The sequence below is a fragment of the Streptomyces sp. LUP30 genome (assembly GCF_001746365.1).
In the GTDB taxonomy this organism is placed as follows: Bacteria; Actinomycetota; Actinomycetes; order Streptomycetales; family Streptomycetaceae; genus Streptomyces.
The window spans coordinates 97,494-120,094 of record NZ_MJAJ01000014.1 but is presented as its reverse complement, the minus strand read 5'-3'; the positions used below and the strand labels follow the sequence as shown (position 1 = coordinate 120,094).

Genomic DNA, 22,601 nt, shown 5'->3' with positions numbered 1-22,601 from the left:
CGACGAGGTCCTCCAGGGCGAGGCCGGCCGCGCCCGCCTGCTCGCCGAGCAGCGCGCCGTCCTGGTCCCCGACCCCGCGCACGCGGTCGCCGAACTGCACTGACCAGCCAACCGTCCTTCCGTGCCCGAATGAGTGACGAAGGCCATGCCCCACACCGCGTACACGCCGTCACTGCCCGGCCTGAGCACCACCGACGACCTGGACACCGTCAACAACTGGGGGCTGGGCGCCGACTCGACCGCCTACCTCGCCCGGATGCTCACAGACCCCGACGCACACGGCACCGACCTGAAGCGCACCGCCGTCCTGTACATGGCCACCGGCAGCGTTCTCTAGCCGGTCTGCGCGTGTTGCTCTCTGTCTCTCTGGGGCCCCGCTATGACGGCAGAGGTTGACGAACAGAGCGCGAGACCAGGCTCCCGGTAGCGCCCCAGGTCGCCTGGCCTCACTTCTGAGAGCCCACGGCCCGCAGCGTCTCGACCACCGTAGCGGTCAGCCGACGAGTGCAGTGAGTCGTCCGCGGATGCGTGCGCGGTCGTTCTTGAGTTCCTCGGAACGGATGAAGCCGGTCGCAGACTTCTCTGCTTCTCGCCGTGCGGGAGGTCAGCGGCTGCAGCGGCGAGCCGAGCGTCAACAGCAGTCCGTCGCGGCGGAGTTGACCGGGCCACTGAAGAGCCTCCTATTTGATCAGCCAGTTGATCGACTCGGCTGAGAGCATGGCTCACCCCCGGGGTTCAGGCAGCGCTGTGGTCATCGCCTTGCACGCGACCTGACCCGCGATACGGCGCAAATAGAGTACCCATTCGATCAGAGGGTCCGGAAACGGTGAAGGCGCCCTCCAGCATGCCCGGCCCGGGGCGTCGGCCGCCCGGCCGGATGAGCGCGTGCGCGCGAGCATCGCACGGACCGGGAAAGCCGGTCGAGACGGCGGGAGCCAGGGGTCACATCACCCCGAAGACCCCAAGGAGACCCTCGGACTAAGGGAATGTTTGACATTGTTTCAAACTGCGTCGAGAGAAGGGCCATTGGCGATCGTATTGCGTGGGCGAAAGGGCGCACGCGCCCGGACCGGCGGTGTAGCTTCTACCCGTCAGTAGGGGCTTGAGCAAGGGTGGAAGTGTGGTTGCCTCTCCGCATACCGATAAGTTCGCCGCCTGTCTTCGCATGCTGAAGGAGCGCAGCGGCCGGGGGTACGACCGCCTCGGCAAGGAGGCGGGCGTCAGTGGTTCCAGTCTGCATCGGTACTGCTCGGGGCTCGGTGTTCCGACGGACTACCGGGTCGTGCACTCCTTCGCCAAGGTGTGCGGTGCCAGTGCGGAGGAGCTCCGCGAACTCCACCGGCTCTGGGCACTGGCGGACACCGACAGGGACGCACCCACCGGGACCGCCAAGGAGAGCCTCGCGGCAGATCGCGAGGCCGGAGCGGAGACGGTGGCGCGATGGGAGGCCGACGCGAGGCGGGAGGCCGGGCCGGCGGCAACCACGGCTGCGGCCGAAGGTGCGGAGCCCGGGTCCAGGCACGGCGCACCGCCCGTGGCGCCGGACACGGGGGCGGACGACGTCGTCCCGCTGGAGGTAGAGCTCGGTACGACGGGGCGGCCCGGGCGGTCCCGGATGCCCGAGAAGCTCTCCCCCCGCTTCGCGGTACTGGCGGCCATGGTCGCGGTGCTGCTGGTGGCCGGTTTCGTGTGGCTTCCCGGCAGTCGTTCCGCCGACGGGTCACCGGCGGCGGACGACGGGCTGCTGTACTCCCCCGCGTGCAAGTCGGTGAGCATGGGCCAACACGACGAGTGCGTGCGCGAGGTCCAGACCCTGCTGGTGGCGGCGAAGGGTCGGCTCGCCGTCGATGGGGACTTCGGGCCGGAGACCCTGCGCAGGCTGACCGCCTTCCAGGTGCTGGCGCGCCTGCCGGCCAGCAACGTGGTCGACGAGGACACCAAGAAGGCGCTCTACGCCCGGAGGGTGAGCATGTCGACCTGGTCGCCGGCCAGGGTGGCGGAGCGGATCCGTCAGGTGTTCACCGAGGATCCCGCGTCTGCGGTGGCCGTCGCCCGCTGCGCGTCCTTCCTGGACCCGTTGTGGGTCCTGCCCAACACCAACGGCAGCCGCAACTGGGGCGTCTTCCAGATCTCCGACGGCCGCCTGCGCGAGCTCGGCGGCACCCCGCTGCGGGCGTTCGACCCGGAGTGGAACATCAAGGCAGCCCACCGCCTGTGGAGTGCGCAGCACGACTTCCACGACTGGCCCTCCTGCGAGGCGGCGCTGAAGGACACGCCGAAGGCCTGAGGCGCGAAGCCCCGGGTACCGCCGCCGCGGTACCCGGGGTATACGGTCGCGGCCGGGCCGCGACCGCGTCAGATCGTGCCGCTCTCCCACCACCAGTCGCGGCCCAGGTCGGCCCGGCTGTCGACGTGCTGGTGGTCGACGGTGTACCGCTCCAGGCCGGAGAACCCGCAGGTCTCCGCCTTCTGGTAGACGGTCTTGGTGGCGACGCCGGGCACGTCGAGGTCGGCGGCCGTGCCGTACAGGTGCATGCTGTCGCTGGCCCCGCCGATGTCGGCGTTGTGTGCGATGCTGCGGAAGCCCGAGTTGACCGTGATCGGCTTGTCCCCGAGCTTCTTGCGCAACGCCTCCAGCTTGTACATGCAGCGGCGGGCGTTCTCCTTGGTCTGCGCCGCGCTCAGTTTGCCGCCGTTGAAGGTGCCGCTCGACTGGTCCACGAACTCGCTCCAGTTGAAGTGGGCCGTGGAGCCGTCCGACTGCTCGAGTGCGTTGAGCTTCGCCTGGGTGTTGGGGCCGGCGACCCCGTCGTCGTCCAGGCCGTACGCGGCCTGGAACCGCTTGACGGCCGCGAGCGTGCCGGGGCCGAAGTCGCCGTCGAGGCCGACCCGGGTGTGGCTCGCGCTGTCGGCCGCCCACCCGGAGACACGGATCTGCAGCTCGAGCACGTCGGCGCCGCTGTCGCCCTGCTTCATGGTGCGCGACCACGAATAGGCCTGCGCGGTACCGGAGAGCAACAGGGGGCCGATCGCCAGGCCGGCGCCGACGGCCAGCGTCCCGCGCAGCATGCTGCGGCGGTCGAGCGGGCGGCCTGCGGCGGAGCGTGCGTCGGCGGAACGGAAGAGGAAGGTCATCGTCGTCCTTTCGGGACGGTCGGAACAGTCGGAACGGTGGTGCGAGAAGTGCGGAAGGAGATCAGTAGGCGAGCTGGAAGTTCACGTTCTGCGCGTCGGTGTCGTAGGGGCCGACGCGCAGGACGAAACGGGTGCCGTCTTTGACGTCGGTGGCGACCGTCGCCCACGGGGTGCCGTGCAGGGAGTACGTGTTGTCGTGGTTGCACTTGTCGGTGTGTTCGACGAACACCACACAGGCGTAGAGGAATCCGCCGTCGTCCGTGGTGAGCCGCATGTTGATGTCACCGCACCGCGAGGACGTGGTGAACGGCCCGTAATCCTTGGGTCCCACCTGGTAGCGGTAGTTGAGGTTCTTCGCACCGCCGTAGCAGCTGGTCGCCGCGGCCGAGGACTGTGCGGCGGCGGGCGCGGCACCCGCTGCCAGCAGTGCGGCCACGGTGACGAGAGCCGAGGCGAGCGCCCGGGTCTTGATCATGGTGGTCTCCGTTCGGTGATGTGGGTGAGTCGTCAGAAGGCGATCTGGAAGGTGGCGGAACTGCCCTCCAGGTCCACGCCGTTGGGCACGGTGAACTTCGTTCCGTTCAGGACGTCGGTGGCGATGGTCGTCCAGCTCCGGCCGATCTTGGTCCAGTAGTTGCAGCCGCTTGCCCGGGCGAACTGCACGCAGGCCCAGCCGAAGTCGGCGTCGCCGCCGGTCATCCGCATGTTGATGTCCGTGCAGCGGCTCGTGGTCACGTACGGGCCGAAGTCACGGACCTCCCCGTAGTGGACCGTGACCGCTCCGCCGTAGCAGCTCGTGGCGGCGGTGGCTGCCGAGGCGGGCGCCGGGACGGTGAAGCCCAGGACGGCGAGCAGGGCGACGAGGGCCGCGCGGGAGAGGCGGTCGGTCATGGTGTTCCTCATCGGTACGGTGGTGGCCACGGCCGGAATCACCGGTTGGCCAGGCGGTCGAGGTCGGCCTGGGTGCCGTTGAACACGTCCCCGGTCGCCGGCGCCCGCAGGCCGGGGAAGAGCGCGGCGTCCGTGTACTGCCACATCGCCCAGGTCGTCGAGCCGTTCGGCAGCGGAGGCTGGGTGATCGACTGGCGGTAGTCCGCGAGCTGAAGCGGATACCGGGCGAAGGCGGTGGTCGACCCCATGCAGTCGTCCAGGAAGGACTTCTGGGTGTAGATCATCGGGACGCGGCCGAAGGCGTTCTCGACCCGGTCCAGCCAGGCCTTGGCGTCGGCCACCGTGCCGTAGGTGGGACAGCGTCCGCTGCCGTCGTCCATGCGCTCCAGGTCGAAGATGGGAGGCAGGTCGCCCGCGCGCTTGCCGGTATAGCCGGTCGCCCGCACGGCGGCTATGAACCGGTCGGCCTGCGCGGCACCCGTGTCGGCGGCCGAGCCCGTGTAGAAGTGGTACGGCGCGACGGCCAGCCCCGCCGCCCGGGCCGCCTCCAGGTCAGTGGCGAGGTACTCGTCGGTGACGTTCATGCCCCGGGTGGCCTTGACCGTCGCGAACTCGACGCCGGAGGCACGGACGGCCTTCCAGTCGATCGGCGCACCGCCCGGGTGCTGGTACTTGGCCGTGTCCAGCCCGTCGATCGGATACCCGGCCGGGCGGGGCGGGGTGCAGTACGTGTTACGGCTGGACCAGTCGACCAGCTTCGCCCACGTGTTCGGGCCCACCGTGCCGTCGGCGCTGAGGTTGGCGCAGTGCTGGAGCTCGATGACCCGTTCCTCGGTGCCGCCGCCGAAGTCGCCATCGATCGTCAGGGGCGGATAGTGGTACGGCTCCATGGCGAGGTTCAGCCGGCACTGCACCTCCTTGACCTCGTCGCTCTTCGCCCCCTTCTTCAGGGTCGGGCGCGAGTCGGTGTGGCCGCACACGGTCGCCTGAGCCGTCCCCGCCGTGCCCTGGGTCGCGCAGGTGTGCGGCTGGGCGGCCCAGGTGTTGAGCGCGGCCCACGTGTTCGGGCCGAGCACGCCGTCCGCACTCAGTCCGGCGCACCGCTGGAACTCCCTGACGCGTGTCTCCGTCGCCGCACCGAAGGTGCCGTCGGCCGCGATCGGCGTGTACCGGCTCGGCTTCGTGGCGAGGTCGAGCTCGCACTGCGCCTCGACCGTCGCGTCCCCCGTCGACCCCTGCTGCAGCGTGGGCTGTGCGCTCGTGTGCCCGCAGACCGCGACCGCGTTGGCCGCGGCCTGTGCCGCCTGCGTGGCCGTTTGCCCGTACAGGGGCAGGACCGCTGCCACGGCGAGGATCAGACCCCGCAGGAGCGTCCTCTTTTCCATCTGGTGTTCCCCCTCTTGCTGGTGAGTGGCCGGGAGCCCTCCCGGCCCGAGTGATGCTGGCAGCGGACGTCCCGTGGTGGTCGCGTCCGGCGGAGATCGGGACGCCGGGACGCCGGCACGGCTGTGACCTGCGCGGACGGACCGGTGCTGGGACGGGCTCGGGACGCGGACAGCCGTGCGGGTCCCACGACCGGGAGGAGCGGAGGTCGAACGGGACGTGCGACGGCTGCAAATGGGAAGCGGGGAACGGTCGGGCCGGGTCAAGGTGGCGCTCATCGCCCTGCTTGGGCGTATGGCGCTGCATGACCGCAATGATCGTCCGTGGCGCGTGAGGGGCCAGGGGTGGCCGGCGCCGCCGGGCGTCCCGGCAGCAGACCATCGAGGCGCTGAGTCAGCAGGTCCCGGCATACGTTCGCTGCCGCCCGGACCGCCCTGGGCATCCTCGACTGGGAACTGTCCGCCGATCAAGGTAAAGCAGGTCCGGGCCCACATCTGACAGTCCGCGGCCTGGGCCATCGCCTTCTGTTCGGTGCGGGCCCATCTGATGGCAAGGCCATGGGAGTGGTGAACGCTTCGATGATGCTGCCGTCAAAGGCTGGGTCGACAAGGGCGGCGAAGGTTCTTGATCGACGGCTCGACCTTCAAGGAGCCGACGACATGACGCAGCCAACCCGCCCGAGCATCACCCGCGTTCTGATCACCGGCGGGACAGGCAGCATCGGACGCCTCGTCGCCGCCCGCCTGCTCGAACTGGGCAGCCTGCCACGCGTGCTCAGCCGCGACCCCGACCGCGCCCGGCGCTCGCTGCCCGATGGCGTCGAGGTGGTGGCAGGCGAACTGGCCGATCAGCCATCGATGGAGTGGTAGACGAACCGCCCCTGACGCATCTGCGCCAGCCACTCCCCCTTTGGCTGCACGTGTACGGCCACGTAGCTGAGGGTGAAGTCCTCCGCGAGCAAGCCTTCGAGAGTCGTGGTGTCCCCTTCGATCATGACGTCCAGGTAGGCGCGGTGGGGCCTCCCTGAGGCCCGTGGGAGCCGTTGCATCAGGGGTGGGCATGTGACTCCTCGGCGGGCTGTGAAGCGGTATCCGCCCCGCCGTCGGGGGCCTGTGCCGGCACGACAGATGCGAACAGCGGTCCCAGTTCAGCGGGCGGAGCCCTGATCGGCGACGAGCCGTCCGGCTGCTGTCAGCATGGCCACCGCTACCCGCGGGATCTGGGTGCGAGCGATGGCTCCGCCGAGATGACCTGTAAGACGGCCGTACCGCCGGTGAAAGCAGCGACCCCACATCGCGCTGTCCCCCATGGACATCAGTTTCAGTGAGGTGCAGCGCACTGTCGAGGGCGCCTTGGGAGCCGTTCCGTTCACCTGGCAGCCAGTCTGATCGACAACAGTCCTACTGGGATTCCTCGGAACCGTCCTCGCTCGCTCCAGCAATCCTGCCGCCGACGAATACCACGCCCAGCCCGACGACGGCTGCACCGGCGACTGTCGCCACCCTCATCCCCGCCATCAAGAACTGTTTGCTCTCGCTGTCCTTCTCGGATACCCGCCCCACGTTTCGTTCGAAGCGGTCGTGCAGGGACTCCCGCTGTGCCTCGCTGAGGTCGTCCCGACCGAGGTCGGCCCGCAGGGCGTCCCGCTGGTCCTGCGCAGCCTTGTAGAAGTGGTTCTGGCTGTTCTCGTTGGCTGCAAGAGTGGTCTTGTGGGCCTCTGTGACCGCATCGATGTTGGCTTTGCCCAGGTCCTTGAAGGAGGGGAACTGCTCGATGAGCTTGAGCCGCACCTCGGTGGCCATCTCGGGCATCGCTGCCGCGAACCTGAGCACCTTGTCCTTGGACAGGTTCCGCCAGCTCGGGATACCCAACTTCCGCTTGACTGCCGATTCGTGCACGTCGCCCATTCCCTGACTCCGCTCGTCGTCCCGTGAGGCATTCCGGATGGTAGCGGTGCTCACCGACAGACTCCCCTGCTTCTGCAATCCTGGCCGAGGGGTTGCTGTCCGGCTGGGGTCAGTCTCAGTTCTGGTCTCGATTGCTGCTCGATCCGGCACGGTATGCGCTCGTCCGTGGCTGTCCGGCACGTCGCCTGACCTGTAACGCGATCCCTTCCGATGACGCGCGGCCCAGGGGCTCCTGACCGACGTTCCGGGTACGGCCTGCTCCGCAGCGCACCCGGGACCGCACCGGACGCCGGAACCCGGATCGCACTGGACCTGGACGCCGAAACCGCCGCCCCGGGCAGCCTCCCGCCCACTCCCGTCATTCCAGCCGACTGGGTCCGCTCATTCCGCCTCGGGGCTTCGGGGGACGTGTCCGGTTTGTGCTTCTGTTCCTCGCGGATTCCCGGCGGGGACACGGGAGTTGACTGCCGTCGAACTTGATTGACAACGAGAACCGGCCACCCGGATAGTCATCTTCACATTATGAAGATTGCATGAGAGGGCTGGCGTGGCTGAAAGAACTCGGGGGAGAGCTGCCGTCGGCGCGATCTCCCTACTGGTCGGAGCACTGCTCACGGGCCAGATACCAGGATCGTCCCTGCCCGCCGCGGTCGCGCAGACCTCGGACACGGCGGGGACGCGGTCCCAGACCGCCGACGCACCCACACCGGACACCCTTTCCCCCGCCGTCGACCGGGCACGGGACCAGGCCCGGCGAGCCGGCAAGCAGGTCGAGGTCGTCAGCGAACGCGGAGCGAGCCGCGAGCTGTTCGCCAACCCGAGCGGCACCCTCACCGAGATCACCCACCTGAAACCGGTGCGCACCCGTCGGGCGGGCCGATGGGTCGACATCGACACCGGCCTGCGACGGCTGGACGGCGTGGGCATCGCGCCCGTCGCCGCCGCCTCCGACGTGGTGTTCTCGGCGGGCGGCAGCCGTGACCCGCTGGTCAAGATGGTCAAGGCGGGCCGGGAGCTGTCACTGTCGTGGCCCGGCACCCTGCCCGCCCCGGTGCTCTCCGGATCGTCCGTGACCTATCCGGAGGTCCTGCCGGGGGTGGATCTGCGGATGACCGCGGAGCCCGACGGCTTCTCCCAGGTGCTGGTCGTCAAGAGCGCCGGGGCCGCGGCCAACCCCGGGCTCGCCGCACTGAAGCTGCCCATGGCCGGCAAGGGGCTCACCGTCCGTCCCACCGCCACCGGGGGACTTGAGGCGGTCGACGCACAAGCGGGAGGCGTGGCCTTCGAAGCGGCGCAGCCGGTGATGTGGGACTCCCGCCAAGCCGCCGACATGGTGCCGGACACGGGCGCGGGCGCCAAGAACAGCGCGCCGTCCGCCAAGTCCGCAGCGTCCGAAGCGCCCGCCAAGTCCGCGGCCGGGCGGCCCACTTCGCCCGCCGCTCCCGCCGCCGGTCTGTACGACGGCCCTGGGGACACTTCGGCACGGGCCGACGTGGGCGCCTCGGTGACGGGGAACTCCCTCCTCCTCACCCCCGACCCGAAGCTGCTCTCCGGTGAGGACACCCGCTACCCGGTCTTCATCGACCCCGCCTGGTCCTCACCGCGTGCGTCCTCGTACGCGATGGTCTCCCGCGCCTACCCCGACTCCGACTTCTACAAGTTCGACGGCGCGGACGACTCCGGCCTGGGCTTCTGCCCGCCGAACTTCACCGGTCTCAAGTGCGCGCCCAACGACGCCAAGCGGCTCTTCTACAAGCTGCCTGTGACCAGTTTCGCCGGCAAGAGCATCACCAGCGCCGAGTTCGTCGTGCGGGAGACGTTCGCCTACAACTGCACCAAGCAGCCGGTGGAGTTCTGGCGTACCAAGACGCTCACCTCGACGACGTCCTGGAACGACCAGAAGGCCGCGGGCTACTGGATCGACCAGATGCCGACAGTGACGGCGGCCAAGGGCGCGACCGCCTCCTGCCCGGACGGCGACCTGGAGTTCAACGCCAAGGACGCCGTCGTCTGGGCCGCCGCCAATAAGCAGACGTCGCTCACCTTCGGGCTCAAGGCCCCGGACGAGAGCGCCGAGAACCAGTGGAAGCGCTTCGCGGGCAACGGCTTCCTGCGCGTCGAGTACAACAACCCGCCGAGCCAGCCCAAGCAGTCCCAGCTGACCATGGCCCCCGGGGGCAGCTGCACGCTGTCGCCCAAGGCCGTCAACGTCCTTCCCAAGGCGACGGCCGTCCTGTCGGACCCCGACAAGGACCAGGTGTACGCGGAGTTCAAGGTCGAGTGGGACGCGGGCGACGGCTGGAAACAGCACTGGGACTCCGGCCGCATCGGCCCCAAGGCCTCCGGGCAGCCGTACACGATCACGCTCCCGTCCAGCATCCCGCAGAACGTCAAGGCCGCGTGGAGCGTGCGGGCGTCGGACGGCAAACTGTGGGGGCCCTGGAGCTACGCGGGCGACACCCAGACCGGCTGCTACCTGGTCTACGACTCCAAGCATCCGGCCGCACCGACCGTTACCTCCGGGCAGTACCCCGCCTCGCACACCGACGACCCGCTCGACCCCTGGCTGGACGGCGTCGGACGCTACGGCCGCTTCACCATCGACTCGACCGCGGCGGACGTGGCCAAGTACTGGTTCGGCCTGAACGCGGACCCCACCGCGGCCAATGAGCGCAAGCCCGCGACGCCCGGAGCGCCCGTCTCGATCGACGTGATGCCGACCAGGCCGGGGCTCAACACCCTCTACGTGCAGGCCTGGGACGCCAACAACAACGACAGCACGATCGGCTCGTACCAGTTCCGGGTGGCCACCGGCCAGCCCGAACGCGCCGCCTGGACCCTCGACGCCCCGGCCGGCTCGACCCAGGACCCGGGCGACGGCGGCGTCCGGCCCGCCCTGCTCGACGGAACCGCGGCCCTCGGCGAACCGGGCGTGCGCGGCACGGCCCTCGCCCTGAACGGCGCGGACGCCACGGACGGCTACGCGGCCGCCGGCCCCCATCTGCTCGACACCGATGGCGACTACACCGTCTCCACCTGGGTGCGCCTCGACTCGGACGCCGCCACCGCCACCGCCGTCAGCGTCGACGGCACCTACCACGCGGGCCTCTACCTCGGGTACGAGGGAGGGAGCAAGCGCTGGGCGCTGCGCGTGCCCACGAAGGACGCCGCCGGCGCCGGCTTCGCCGCCCAGCAAGTGCTGTCACCGGCCCCGCCGCAGGTCGGCAAGTGGACCCATCTCGCGGCCGTCCGTGACGCGACGGCCGGCAAGTACACCCTGTACGTGGACGGTGTCGCGGCCGGCGCCGCCGCCGTCACCACCCCCTGGCACGCGGCCGCCAACCTCCAGTTCGGGCGGGCCAAGTACAACGGCGCCTACGTGGACCCGTGGAAGGGCGCGATCGACGAGACCGCCGTCTACGACCGTCCGCTGGGCGCGGAGGACGTCGGCCGGCTGGCCCGGCAGGAGCCGGTGACCACGGGCCGTCCGGCCAAGGCGGCCTGGAGCTTCGACGACGCGGCGACCTCCCAGGTGGCGAAGGGCGAGAGCCAGGTGAACCCGCTCGTCCTCAAGGGCGACGGCGCCACGTTCGGCGTCCCGGGGAACGTGGCCGGCGCCCTGGACCTCGGTTCCGCTGCGAACGGCTACGCGAGCACCGCCGGACCGCAACTCAACACCCTGCGCAGCTTCTCGGTGGCCGCCTGGGCGAAGCTCCCCCGGACGGAGTCGGACGCGGCGCAGATCATCGCGACCCAGGCGGGCGCCCAGCAGAGCGGCTTCGAGCTCTACTACTCGGGCTCCTACCGCCGGTGGGTCTTCAACCGGTACAACTCCGACACCGCGGGCGTCCAGCCCACACGGGCGATGGCCAACCTCGGCAAGCCCGCCGCAGACCAGGTGTACCCCGGCGACAGCTGGCACCATCTCCTCGGGGTCTACGACGGCACGCTGAAGGAACTGCGGCTCTTCGTGGACGGCGGACTCGTCTCCGCTGTCCCGTTCACGCCCGCCCCCTGGGACGCCGCTGGTCCGGTACAGGTCGGTGCGGGATCGTACGGCGGTCGGCCCGACTCGTTCTTCAAGGGGCAGATCGACGACGTGCGCCTGTACGACCGGGTGGTCTCCAAGGACGAGGCCGGTGACCTGTTCAAGCAGCACCCACAGGTGAAGGGCCGCTGGAAGTTCGACGCCACGACGGCGGGCACGCCGGCCTCCAGCCCGGACGACAGCGTCGGCAAGCGGCCGGCGGTCCTGTCCGGCCAGGCGTCCGTGAAGCCCGCCGCCGGATGGGTCGGCGCGGGCGGTCTGGTCCTGGACGGGGTGGACGACTACGCCGCCGCCGCGACGGTCCCGGTCAACACCAAGGAGAGCTTCACCGCCACCGCTTGGGTGACCACCGCGGCACGCCCCCAGAAGAAGGTCACGGTCCTGTCGGCGGAAGGAGCCGTCAACAGCGCCTTCACCGTGCGCTATGCGCCGGATCCCACGGACCCGGAGAACCAGGGCGGTTACGAACTGGAACTGCCCGGGGCGGACACGGCCGGCGCGCCCCGGCCCGCGGTACGGCATTCGAGCTTCCAGTCGGAGTTCGAGTGGGACCACCTGGCCGTCGTGTACGACGCGTTCGCCGACGAGGCACGGCTGTACGTCAACGGTCATCTGGAGCAGGTCGAGGACGCCATGTCGTGGCGGTCCAACGTCCAGCCCTTCCAGGCGACCAAGCAGCTGCAGTTCGGACGCAACAAGGAGAACGGGACCCTCGGCGAGTACTGGCCGGGCGTGATCGACGACGTGTGGATCTTCTCCGGCGTGGCGAGTGAAGCCCAGATCGCCAAGCTCGGGAACGGGGAGTCCCTGGACACGGTTCCAGGCCCGTAGTCCGTGACCCGTAGCCCGTGACCCGTAGTCCGCATCCCCGGGCGTCGTGACGACGCGCTTTCTCCGACCCGTGGGCCCGCATACAGCGGGCCCACGGGTCCGCAAGCGACCGGACCCGACCCCCACCCGACAAACGTAAGGACCATTCGGGTTGTCCAGACCCATACGGCCGCCTCGCGCGGGCCGCTTCCACCGGTACACCACCCTGACGGTGACCGCGCTCATGATCGGCTCGCTGTTCCAGGCCGAGCCCGCGCTGGCCGCCGCGACATCGGGCGGTGTCCGGCACACCTCACCCGTCGAGGCCGACCACCCTGTCCCCGGCGTATCGCTCAGGACCAAGCCGCGCAAGGCGGACGGTCTGCCGTCGGGCCTGCGCCGCGCGCCCCACGCCGCCTGGCCGAAGGCCGGCTCCGCGCAGGTCCAGCTGCCCACGACCACCCCGGCGGCCTCAGCTGCTCAAGGCCTGAGCGCCGGTGGCAAGGCGGCGGGCAAGAGGGGCGCACGTCCCGCCGTCGCTCAGCTGCCCGTACCCGGCCTGCCCGTCAAGCTGCTGGCCGACCCGGCGGCGACCGGCTCCGCCAAGGCCCAGGTGCGGCTGCTGCCCAAGGAGACCGCCCGCGGTCTCGGCCTCGACGGAGTCCTGCTCTCCGTCGCCGCCGCCGGCCCCGCAAGCACGTCCACCGGCTCCCGCAGCATCGGCGTCAGCATCGACTACTCCGCGTTCGGCGAGGCCTACGGCGGTGACTACGGTGCGAGGCTGCGGCTGGTCACCCTGCCGTCCTGCGCGCTGACCACGCCGAAGCTGCCCCGCTGCCGTACGACGACGCCGGTGGCGGGCCGTAACGACAGTGAGAAGCACACGGTCTCCGCCGCCTCCGTGGCGCTGCGTCCCGCCGCCTCCGCCGTGCTCCTCGCCGCGGTGGCCGACCCCGACGGCGGTTCCGCGGGCGCCGGCGACTACTCGGCGACCCCGCTGTCGTCGTCGGCCGCATGGCAGACCAGTCTCCAGACGGGCGACTTCTCCTGGTCCTACCCGCTGACCGCGCCCACCGTGCCCGGCGGACTGCTGCCCAAGCTGTCCATCGGCTACTCCTCGGGCGCCGTCGACGGTCAGACCACCACCAGCAACAACCAGTCCTCCTGGGTCGGTTCGGGCTTCGACATGAACACCGGCTTCATCGAGCGGCGCTACAAGCCGTGCGGCGAGGACGGCGACTGGAGCAAGGACGACGCCCCCGGCGACCAGTGCTGGGGCTACGACAACGCCACCATCAGCTTCAACGGCCGCGCAGGCGAACTGATCCCGGCGGGCAAGAACGTCTGGCGCATCCGCAACGACGACGGAACCCGGGTCGAGAAGCTCAGCGACGCCACCGGGCGGGCGAACGGCGACAACGACGGCGAGTACTGGAAGGTGACGACCACCGACGGCCTCCAGTACTTCTTCGGTTACAACCGCCTCCCGGGCTGGAGCACGGGCAAGCCCGAGACGAAGTCCACCTGGACCGTGCCCGTCTTCGGCAACAACACCGACGAGCCCTGCCACCAGGCCACCTTCGCCGCGTCCTGGTGCCAGCAGGCCTGGCGCTGGAACCTCGACTACGTGGTCGACCTCCAGGGCAACGCCATGTCGTACTGGTACGACCCGGAGACCAACTCGTACGGCCGCAACCGCGTGGCCGCCGACGACACCCCCTACGAGCGCGGCGGTGTCATCGACCGCATCGAGTACGGCCAGCGCAGCGACACGCTTTACACCGCCAAGCCCGTCGGCAAGGTCGTCTTCACCAATACCGAGCGGTGCATCGAGGCCACGGCCGCCGCGTGCGCCGTCACGGAGATCGAGAAGAACCCCACCCGGTGGGAGGACACGCCGTACTACCTGAACTGCAAGGCGGGCGGCGACTGCGACAAGGGCCGGTTCGCCCCGTCCTTCTGGTCCCGCAAGCGGCTTTCCAAGGTCACCACGCAGATCCTGCAGCCCTCGGGCGGATACGCGGACGCCGATGCCTGGGCGTTCGTCCAGAGGTGGGGCGACGCGGACATCGACCGTTCCCTGCTCCTGGAGTCGATCCAGCACACCGGCCTGTCCGCCGCCCCGTCGATCACGCTGCCGAAGGTGACCTTCGGCTACAAGCAGGGGCCCAACCGGCTCGACCGGCTCGGTGACGGCATCGCGCCCTTCATCAAGTACCGGCTCTCCAACGTCTCCGACGAGTCGGGCGGCTCGATCGACGTCGCCTACTCGGAGCCCGAGTGCGACTTCGCCGCACTGCCCACGCCGGAGTCGAACACCACCCGCTGCTTCCCGCAGTACTGGCAGCCCGCCGGCGCGCCCGATCCCGTCCAGGAGTGGTTCAACAAGTACGTCGTCACCCAGGTCACCGCGACCGACCGCACCGGCGGCTCCGACGACATGGTCACCAAGTACGCCTACCTGGACGGAGCCGCCTGGCACTACGCCGACGACGACGGCCTGACCAAGGAGAAGTACAAGACCTGGTCGCAGTGGAACGGCTACGGCCGGGTCCAGGTCCAGTCCGGCGGCTGGGACGGCATGCGCTCGCTGAACGAGCACTGGTTCCTGCGGGGCATGGACGGCGACCGCAAGAACGCCGGAGGCGGCGTCAAGGCGGTGACCGTCTCCGACGGGGAAGGCGGCAGCCTCACCGACCACGAGGCCTTCCAGGGAGTCGAGTTCAAGACCATCGACTACACCGGGCCGGGCGGCACGGTGGAGAGCAAGACCGTGAGCACGCCCTGGCGCAAGGAGACCGCCAAGCGGGTGCGGGACTGGGGCACGGTCACCGCGAACCTGACCGGCACGGCCGCGACCCGCACCTGGGACCGCAAGCACGACGGCGGCTGGCAGCAGACGTCCACCGCGACGACGTACGACGACCTGGGGCGGGTCACCGAGGACAGCGACCTCGGTGAGGCCGCGCCCGGCGACGAGCAGTGCACCACCACCGAGTACGCCGACAACGCCACCACCTGGCTGCGCGCCCTGCCCAAGCAGGTCGAGGTCCTCGACGTGGCATGCGGCACCGCCGTCACCTATCCCGCGCACCTGCTCTCCCGTAAGCGCAACACCTACGACTCCCTCGCCTTCGGCGCCGCCCCGACCCGCGGCCTGCTCACCAAGCAGGAGGAGCTCGTCGGTTACACCGGCGCCACCCCGAACTACCGGTGGAAGAGCACCGGGTACGACAGCTATGGGCGGCCCAAGTCCACCTCCGACTCGTCGGGGGCCAGTAGTACGACCGTCTTCGCCGCGGCGACCGCCACCAAGCCGGGCACCCTCACGGTGACGGGCACCGAACTGGTCGCCGGCACCCCGTCCAGCGCGCAGTCCGTCGTCACGGAGTTCGACGGCGTCCGCTCGCTGCCCACCGCAACGATCGACACCAACGGCAAGCGCGCCGACGCGGAGTTCGACGCGCTGGGCCGGCTCACCAAGGCCTGGCTCGCCAACCGGCCCAAGAGCTCCAGCCCGACGCCCAGCCTGGAGTACGGCTACCGCATCGCGGAGGGCGACATCGCCGCGGTCGTCGCCAAGAAGCTGATGAACGACGGCAGTCAGCAAGCGTCCTACATCCTGTACGACGGCTGGCTGCGACCACGGCAGTCGCAGTCCGTCGGCTCCGACGGCGGCCGGCTGATCGACGACACGTTCTACGACGGACGCGGTCTGGTCGTGCGCAAGTACGCGCCGTACTACGCGGCCAAGGCGCCCGAGGCCAAGCTCTTCGGCGTGACCGAGCAGGGCTCGGTGGAGACCCAGACCGTCAACGAGTACGACGGACTGGGCCGCCAGACCGTCACCAGGACGCTCCGCGGCAACGGCGTCGGCGTGGAGCTGTCCCGCACCACGACCACCCACAGCGCCGACCTGGTCACCGTCGACCCGCCGGACGGCGCCACGCCGACCGCGACGGTGCTCGACGCGGCGGGCCGGACCACCGAACTGCGTGAGTTCCACGGCGGGGCGCCGACCGGCGCCTACGACAGCACGTGGTACGAGCACGACGCCGACGGACACCTGACGAAGGTCACCGGCCCCGACAAGACGGTCCGCTCCTACACCTACGACCTGCTCGGACGCCAGCTCACCTCCACCGATCCCGATTCGGGCACCACCAGGACGACCTACGACGACGCGGACCGGGTCACCACCGCGACCGACGTCGGCCGTCAGAAGACGCTCGCCTTCGTCTACGACCGGCTCGGGCGGCACACCGAGACCCGGGAGAACTCCACCACCGGCCCGCTGCTGGCCTCCTGGACCTTCGACACCGTACGCAAGGGCTACCTGGGCAGCTCCACCCGCTATGTCGGGGGCGCGGGCGGAGCCCAGTACACGCAGACGATCAACGCCTACGACAACCTGTACCGGCCCCTGCGCACGACCGTGTCGATCCCGTCCACCGAGCCCGGACTGGGCGGCGCCGCGGGAGTCAGCTACCAGACCAACACCACCTACAACCTCGACGGGACCGTCAAGTCCGCCAGCTATCCGGCGGCCGGGAACCTGCCCGCCGAGGTGGTCGCACCGACCTACGACGGCCTCCAGCGCGTGGTGAAGGCCGAGGGCCTCGGCACCTATGTCGGCAACGCGCGCTACAGCCTCACCGGGAAGCTGGAGGAACTGGAACTGGGCGACGCCGGCAAGCGCGTCTGGATCAACAACACGTACGAGCCGGGCACCCAGCTGCTGTCCACCAGCCGCACCGAACGCGAGGGAATCGCCGGGGTCGACCGCGCGGTCACCTACGACTACGACGACGCGGGCAACGTCGACTCGGTCACCGACGCCTCCCGCCAGGGCACGGACCGGCAGTGCTTCCGCTACGACTACCTCCAGCGGCTCACCGAGGCGTGGACCCCGGCCGGCGACTGCGCGTCGGCCCCTGCCGCCGCCGCTCTCGGCGGACCTGCGCCGTACTGGCAGTCGTACACCTACACCGCGGCCGGGAACCGCGACACCGACACGACGCACGACCCCAGCGGGAAGGCCGCGGGAGACATCACCCGCACCTACCGTTACGACGAGAACGGCAAGGGCCAGCCCAACACCCTGACGTCGGTCTCCTCGGCGGGCGCCGTCACCGGCAAGGACACCTACACCTACGAACCCGGCGGCGGCGCCGAGTCCCGCACACCGGCCGGCGGAGCCAAGCAGAGCTTCACCTGGGACTCCGAGGGCAACCTCGCCTCCGTCACCGATGGCTCCGCGACCACCCAGTACCTGTACGACGCCGACGGCAAGCGCCTGATCAGCCGCGGTCCCGGCGGAGTCTCGACGCTGTACCTGGGAGCCTCGGAGATCACCTGGACGAAGGCCACCGGGAAGACGACCGCGCGGCGGTACTACGACCTCGGCGGGGCGAGCGCCGTGCGTCAGGACGACGGCAAGCTCTCCTTCGTCGTCGCCGACCACCACGGCACCGGTGAACTCGCCGTCGACGCCACGACGCAGACCATGGTGCAACGCCGCACCATGCCGTTCGGCGAGGCACGCGGCACTCTGCCGCCGGCCGGAAGCTGGCCGGGGACCAAGGGCTTCGTCGGCGGTACGCAGGATCCGACCGGCCTCACCCATCTCGGGGCCCGGGAGTACGACCCGAAGACGGGGCGCTTCCTCAGCGCCGACGCGGTGGTGGACCCGACGGACCCGCAGCAGCTGAACGGCTACGCCTACGCGCACAACAACCCGCTGCGGCGCAGCGACCCGACGGGCAACTACGACCCGGACATGATGGCGTGGTGCCAGGACAACCCCGGCAGGTGCCAGGGCGGAAGGATCATCCCCAGCAAGCCCTCGAAGCACAAGAAGAACCCCAACCCCGGGATGGACAAGAAGCGCGCCCATATGCCGGCGGTGCAGAACGAGCGCCTGGAAAAGATCATCAAGGAGCTCTACATCAGGCCCCAGGTCGCGGACTCGGACGTGAAGGGCGACGGCAAGACGGGCACGGCCCTGATCGAGGAGATGAACGAGGGCAAGGCCTTCGGGGGTAAGGGAACGAGTTGGCACATCGAGAAGGCCGTCGCGAAACTGGGCGGTCTGCGGGACCTGTTGGAGGACGACCGCAAGGCCAAGGTGGACACCGGAAAGGGAATCCTCTCCGACTCCGACCGCAAGGTCGCGATCAACGAATCGAAGGAACTCTGGACGGCCCTCAACGCGGATGACGTGGCCGGAGAGGTGACGAAGAGGGTGAACGCGAAACCCGAGTTCGCGAAGACGGTGTCCAATCTCATCAAGACCGTCATCTCGGCGGAATCCATGAGCGAGGTCACAGGGCAGAAGTTCGCCGTCCCCGAGAACCTCCACCCGAAGGCGGCCCAACGGGCCGTGCCCTCGGGTGAGAAGATCAAGGGCCGAGGTTTCGCCAAGGCGTTCGGGGTGGTGGGCGGTGCCGTCAGCGTCGCGCAGTTCCCGGTGGACGCCTACAACTACGGGTTCGAGGAAGCCACGAAACAGCTCACGGAGTCCCTGACGGACCCGCTGGGCGTGGTTCCCGAGGGCCAGGGGGCGGGATGCCTGTTCTTCAATGACTGCTATGTGGTGAGCCCGATGGCCTGACCGTCGGACCGCCCATCAGAGACGCCGCCGGCCGGGAGGCATTCCCGGCCGGCGGCGCGGTATTATCAAGCGCCCTATGAAGAGGTATGGACATGCAAGGAATCTCGTCCGGTGATCTGGTCGCGCAGCTGAGGCGGCTGCTGCCGGAGGTCGAGCCCTACTTCGAAAAGGCGGCCGACCGGCACGACCTGCGTGCGTCGCAGGTGACCCATTGGGAGCAGGTGAGCACCCATCCCGGGACGCTCCTGTCGGAAGTGCTTGCGCACCCGCTGTTCCAGCCCTTGATGGAATCACCGGAAATCGACGCGAAGCAGAAAGGCGTCCTGGAGCGTTGCTTCGAGTTCATAGAGGGACTCCACGAAGACCCCACGGGTTGGCTCGTGGACACGGCCTACTTCACTTTTGTGGAACCTTTCCTGGAAAGCGGTGAAGTGCTCGACCGCGCCTTCCGGTTCGCCTGGCCGAAGACCCGGGCGGCGACCCTGGCCATGCTGCGGGGCTGGAACATCGCCGTGGACCCGTCCTGGGAGAATCCGCCGGAGGAGGACGACCGGCAGGGCTGAGAACGGCTGGGATTGCGGCGACGGCGAGATCGGCCTGGCCTGTCTGGACGCTCAGTGGGCGGGAGGCCGTCGGGCTGGACCGAGCAGAATCGTCCCGACCGGCTGCCCGCCTCCTACCACCGCACTCACGGCGTGCGGTGCTTCCACGGCTGCTACTCGGTCGGTGACGACACCCTGTGGGTCGTCAACCGTCGTAGAAGAGGTGTCGCCAACACGCTGGCCGCGCTGAAGTCGATCCGTGCCGCCCGGCCCTGCGGCGCCCCGATCTACGTGATCCTGGACAACCTGTCCGCCCACAAAGGCGCCGACATCCGTCGCTGGGCGGGGAAGAACAAGGTCGAGCTGCGCTTCACCCCGACCTATGCATCCTGGGCGAACCCGACCGGAGCCCACTTCGGACTGCTGCGGCAGTTCACCATCGCCAACTCCCACCACCCCAACCCCACCATCCAGACACGTGCCCTGCATGCCTACCTGCGTTGGCGGAACGCCAACGCCCACCACCGTGATGTCCTGGCCGCCGAACGCAAGGAACGCGCCCGCATCCGCAGCGAGAAAGGCATCCGCTGGGGCGGACCTCCCCTCAAGAGGTCTTGCACGGTCAAATCCGCGCCAAGTGGCTGGCCAAGCAGGACGGCGCACTTGCCGCGCACCCGGCGCTCCCCGTGTAGCGCCGCCGCAAGCCGGCCGTGTCTGCAAGGCGGACCGTGCCGCCCGCGCCCTGGTACCCCTTGTCCGCCCAGCAGTTGATGCCGGCTTGGGCGAGAGCGTCGATGATGCCGTGCGCTCGTGCGGCCCGAACGTCGTGGACGGCACCGGGGAGAGCTGGTGAAGCCCACAGGAGACGGCCCTTCGGGTCGGTCATGACCTGCACGTTCATTCCGTGCGTCTTGTGTTTTCCCGCGTAGAAGAGCCGGTCGGCGGCGATCCTGTCGATCGGCGGAAGGGTCCCGTCCAGGATCAGTTACGCCTTCATCGACGCGGCCCGTACTGCTTCGGCGAGCGTGGGGGCGAGGGCGGCCAAAATTCGACGGCCTCGGTGATGTACCGGTAGACGGTGGTGGTGCCGATCCCGAAACCGGACGCGAGCTGGGCGTAGGGCTGGCCCTTGCGCAGGTGGGTGAGGGTGAGCAGTGCCTGTGGGCCCGCGCTCAGGCGCCGCCATTGGGTGCCGAGAGCGTGACGGTTTGTTCTCAGGCGGGTTGAGAGGAAGCGGAAGGCAGAACTGGACTCGTCGACGCCGGACGGGTAGACAAGCATGCGAAGCCTCTGGTGGAGACGGTTCCCTTGGTCGAAAACCCATCTACCAGGAGCTTCATCCGTCTGTTAGGCCAACTCCCCAGCCCGCACTGAAGGTTGGAAAAGGCTCACAATATCCCGGCGTGTCGTTCGGAATTGTCGCGACGCCCCTAGGAGAATTCGCTATCTGATGGCCAGCCCGGAGCAGATGTCCGCGACGAGGAGGTCGGGAGTTGACACCCGAACCAGATTCTACGGTTACAGTTTCCGGCACCGGCGTGCCCCAACTTCTCAAGATGTATGACCGAGCGCTAGAGGATGCGGCGTCTTTGTCACCGTTTGTGTTGGTGCACTCTCGGCCCTCGCGGTGGCGATTTATCAAGCCATTGGCCCGGTTTCCCCGTATGGCCTTTGGTACGCGAATGTTCCTAATCCGGCACGTAGAGCGGTCACTCCTGACACTTGAACGAAATTATCATGTTCGAGAAGCTCTGGGCGAGCTGACACCCGATCACGATGATCGAGATCGCTCCGCTTGCGCGGCGTACCGTAGAGCCCTCCCACCAAGCCGTTACACGTTCGCCCTCATCGGCTTTGCGGTGTCTGCTGTGATCGTTGCGTCGGTTATCATCCAGCTCGCTGGACGCGCCGCGAGATCTATTCTCGCAGGCATCGCACACGGGGAAACAAAAAATAATGACAAACAATCCCTAGATAAGCTGCTAAGAAGCCTACAAGATAACCGCCTTGAGACGACCTTCGGCGAGATCAGCAAAGACCTGGTCAACTTGATGACCGGTGGTGGAGGAGGAGATCTGCCGACGGCAGTCGACCACGCAATCCATATTGGTAGCGCAGGTCTGCTGGTACTGGTCTTCATCGCCTTCGTCACCGGCTACGTGGCCACTCGACCATTGGTATCTTCCTTCCGGCTCAAGAGGCAAATCCTCGGTCTCGCCGATCAGGACGGACTTGGCCTTAACGACACCGCAAGCAGTTGGTACGTAAACAAATCGGTCGGCGCTTATAAGCAGGAAAGAAAAGCCTTTGGGGCACTTAAAAGAAAGCCGGTACCGGAAAAGCCTGTCGACCTAGTAATTCTCGCCTTTCCGCCTGCATTTCTGCTCGCGCTGGCGATTCTGCTCGCTTGGTGGGTGACAAAAGACACCCTTCAAACTGCCACCGAGTGGCAGCAGTCGTGGCAGGAATGGCTGCCAAACCTATTGGCGGCTTATCTTTACGTTGCATGGCTGGGAGCTCTGGGTGCGCTTCGAATGATGTGGCTGCTTTCAGCGTTCGAAGGTCGTAGAGATGGGGAGAACCGAAAAGCCCCCTTCGTCGGCAAGATGCGCCACAACGGCTTGTATGTGGAGGCGCGTCCCGTGATTGAGGCTGCCGCGTGGCCGATGGCTTCGGGATTGCTCTATCTTCCATGGCTCTTTTATCCAGTAATTGGCGCCATTCACTTCCATCGTATTATGCTGACCGGGAATCGTTTGCTCGGACACCGCGGCCACTGCGCAGTGGCGACTCTGGCCTTCATCTCAGTTGTCGCCACGCCGGTCATCGTCTCTCACCAGCTCTGGCGATTTGCCACACTGGATAGCAGTCGCCGCAGCAAAATCCTTGCTGTCGTTGCTTTCCCTGCGTTGTTCATGCTACCGGTGGCCCAGGTTGCGAGCGCGGTTGCATACTCTTCGTCTGCAGTCTCTTCGAATGCAGACATTTCAGCCTCCTCTTGGCTTTTTCTGTGCTCCGTTTCCTCTGGCCTCCTGTGGGCTCTTCTTTACGCACTGGTTGTGGCAGCGGTGCAGAAATGCCAGAACAGCCTGATTCGAAAACTAGCCGATGAGGTGAAAAGTGGACAGTGCGAGCAAGCCGGTGCCCATGTCACACTCGGCCCGGTCCACGGACAAGAATAAAATTCGTAGCCAGGCGCTGCTATAACCGGGATCTACGGAACACCTTGAGCCTTTTCCAACCTCGAGGCGCTATCCCGTAATCGATCTTCG

The 22,601-nt window shown here is 68.4% G+C and carries 13 protein-coding genes and 2 pseudogenes; 8 read left to right on the top strand and 7 right to left on the bottom strand.

From position 1 onward, the window contains the following. Positions 1–145: 145 nt before the first annotated feature. Both BG482_RS14570 and BG482_RS14565 read left to right on the top strand, forming a co-directional pair. Positions 146–337: a hypothetical protein gene (locus BG482_RS14570; protein ID WP_069769428.1), complete on the top strand. Its 192-nt coding sequence runs from the start codon at positions 146–148 to the stop codon at positions 335–337. 783 nt (positions 338–1,120) lie between these two features. Beyond that, positions 1,121–2,287, top strand: coding sequence for a helix-turn-helix domain-containing protein (locus BG482_RS14565; protein ID WP_079141816.1), 1,167 nt, complete (start codon positions 1,121–1,123; stop codon positions 2,285–2,287). Between the two features lie 68 nt (positions 2,288–2,355). Here the strand turns inward: BG482_RS14565 and BG482_RS14560 are convergent, their stop codons facing one another. From BG482_RS14560 to BG482_RS14545, 4 genes are all read right to left on the bottom strand, one after another. Then, positions 2,356–3,135, bottom strand: a complete 780-nt coding sequence (locus BG482_RS14560) for a D-Ala-D-Ala carboxypeptidase family metallohydrolase (RefSeq protein ID WP_069769426.1) — start codon at positions 3,133–3,135, stop codon at positions 2,356–2,358. A gap of 61 nt (positions 3,136–3,196) precedes the next feature. Continuing rightward, positions 3,197–3,610: a hypothetical protein gene (locus tag BG482_RS14555; protein ID WP_069769425.1), complete on the bottom strand. Its 414-nt coding sequence runs from the start codon at positions 3,608–3,610 to the stop codon at positions 3,197–3,199. Between the two features lie 32 nt (positions 3,611–3,642). Further along, a complete protein-coding gene (locus BG482_RS14550; protein WP_069769424.1) occupies positions 3,643–4,026 on the bottom strand; it encodes a hypothetical protein in 384 nt (127 codons plus the stop codon). Positions 4,027–4,064: 38 nt separating this feature from the next. After that, positions 4,065–5,411 (bottom strand): GH25 family lysozyme, encoded by a 1,347-nt coding sequence (locus tag BG482_RS14545; RefSeq protein WP_079141815.1) that lies wholly within the window; start codon positions 5,409–5,411, stop codon positions 4,065–4,067. A gap of 657 nt (positions 5,412–6,068) precedes the next feature. On the opposite strand from BG482_RS14545, the gene BG482_RS14540 reads away from it, so the two are divergent. Next, positions 6,069–6,278 (top strand): SDR family oxidoreductase, encoded by a 210-nt coding sequence (locus tag BG482_RS14540; RefSeq protein WP_069769423.1) that lies wholly within the window; start codon positions 6,069–6,071, stop codon positions 6,276–6,278. Here BG482_RS14540 and BG482_RS14535 read toward each other — a convergent pair. Then, positions 6,257–6,457 (bottom strand): nuclear transport factor 2 family protein, encoded by a 201-nt coding sequence (locus BG482_RS14535; protein WP_069769422.1) that lies wholly within the window; start codon positions 6,455–6,457, stop codon positions 6,257–6,259. The genes BG482_RS14540 and BG482_RS14535 overlap by 22 nt on opposite strands. A 352-nt stretch (positions 6,458–6,809) precedes the next feature. Beyond that, positions 6,810–7,370, bottom strand: coding sequence for a hypothetical protein (locus tag BG482_RS14530; protein WP_141746587.1), 561 nt, complete (start codon positions 7,368–7,370; stop codon positions 6,810–6,812). Between the two features lie 493 nt (positions 7,371–7,863). Between BG482_RS14530 and BG482_RS14525 the strand changes: the two genes are divergently transcribed. The 4 genes and pseudogenes from BG482_RS14525 to BG482_RS41035 all read left to right on the top strand — a co-directional run. Then, on the top strand, positions 7,864–12,195 hold the full coding sequence (locus tag BG482_RS14525; RefSeq protein WP_069769420.1) for a LamG-like jellyroll fold domain-containing protein: 4,332 nt from the start codon (positions 7,864–7,866) through the stop codon (positions 12,193–12,195). Between the two features lie 151 nt (positions 12,196–12,346). Further along, the gene (locus BG482_RS14520) at positions 12,347–18,787 is read left to right on the top strand and encodes an RHS repeat domain-containing protein (protein ID WP_069769419.1); all 6,441 of its coding nucleotides are present in this window, start codon (positions 12,347–12,349) and stop codon (positions 18,785–18,787) included. A 92-nt stretch (positions 18,788–18,879) separates the two neighbouring features. Beyond that, positions 18,880–19,350: a hypothetical protein gene (locus tag BG482_RS14515; RefSeq protein WP_141746585.1), complete on the top strand. Its 471-nt coding sequence runs from the start codon at positions 18,880–18,882 to the stop codon at positions 19,348–19,350. Positions 19,351–19,404: 54 nt separating this feature from the next. Then, positions 19,405–19,935, top strand: a pseudogene (locus BG482_RS41035) (transposase); the annotation flags it as partial. A gap of 112 nt (positions 19,936–20,047) precedes the next feature. Here BG482_RS41035 and BG482_RS14510 read toward each other — a convergent pair. Continuing rightward, positions 20,048–20,610, bottom strand: a pseudogene (locus BG482_RS14510) (transposase family protein); the annotation flags it as partial. Positions 20,611–21,188: 578 nt separating this feature from the next. On the opposite strand from BG482_RS14510, the gene BG482_RS43445 reads away from it, so the two are divergent. Further along, positions 21,189–22,511, top strand: coding sequence for a hypothetical protein (locus BG482_RS43445; RefSeq protein WP_141746583.1), 1,323 nt, complete (start codon positions 21,189–21,191; stop codon positions 22,509–22,511). The last annotated feature ends 90 nt before the right edge of the window (positions 22,512–22,601 follow it).

What these genes read in the sequence shown, in the direction of transcription:
- BG482_RS14570 (WP_069769428.1), top strand. Translation starts at nt 146, where the DNA reads ATGCCCCACACCGCGTACACGCCGTCACTGCCCGGCCTGAGCACCACC.
- BG482_RS14560 (WP_069769426.1), bottom strand. Translation starts at nt 3,135, where the DNA reads ATGACCTTCCTCTTCCGTTCCGCCGACGCACGCTCCGCCGCAGGCCGC.
- BG482_RS14555 (WP_069769425.1), bottom strand. Translation starts at nt 3,610, where the DNA reads ATGATCAAGACCCGGGCGCTCGCCTCGGCTCTCGTCACCGTGGCCGCA.
- BG482_RS14550 (WP_069769424.1), bottom strand. Translation starts at nt 4,026, where the DNA reads ATGACCGACCGCCTCTCCCGCGCGGCCCTCGTCGCCCTGCTCGCCGTC.
- BG482_RS14545 (WP_079141815.1), bottom strand. Translation starts at nt 5,411, where the DNA reads ATGGAAAAGAGGACGCTCCTGCGGGGTCTGATCCTCGCCGTGGCAGCG.
- BG482_RS14540 (WP_069769423.1), top strand. Translation starts at nt 6,069, where the DNA reads ATGACGCAGCCAACCCGCCCGAGCATCACCCGCGTTCTGATCACCGGC.
- BG482_RS14535 (WP_069769422.1), bottom strand. Translation starts at nt 6,457, where the DNA reads ATGCAACGGCTCCCACGGGCCTCAGGGAGGCCCCACCGCGCCTACCTG.
- BG482_RS14515 (WP_141746585.1), top strand. Translation starts at nt 18,880, where the DNA reads ATGCAAGGAATCTCGTCCGGTGATCTGGTCGCGCAGCTGAGGCGGCTG.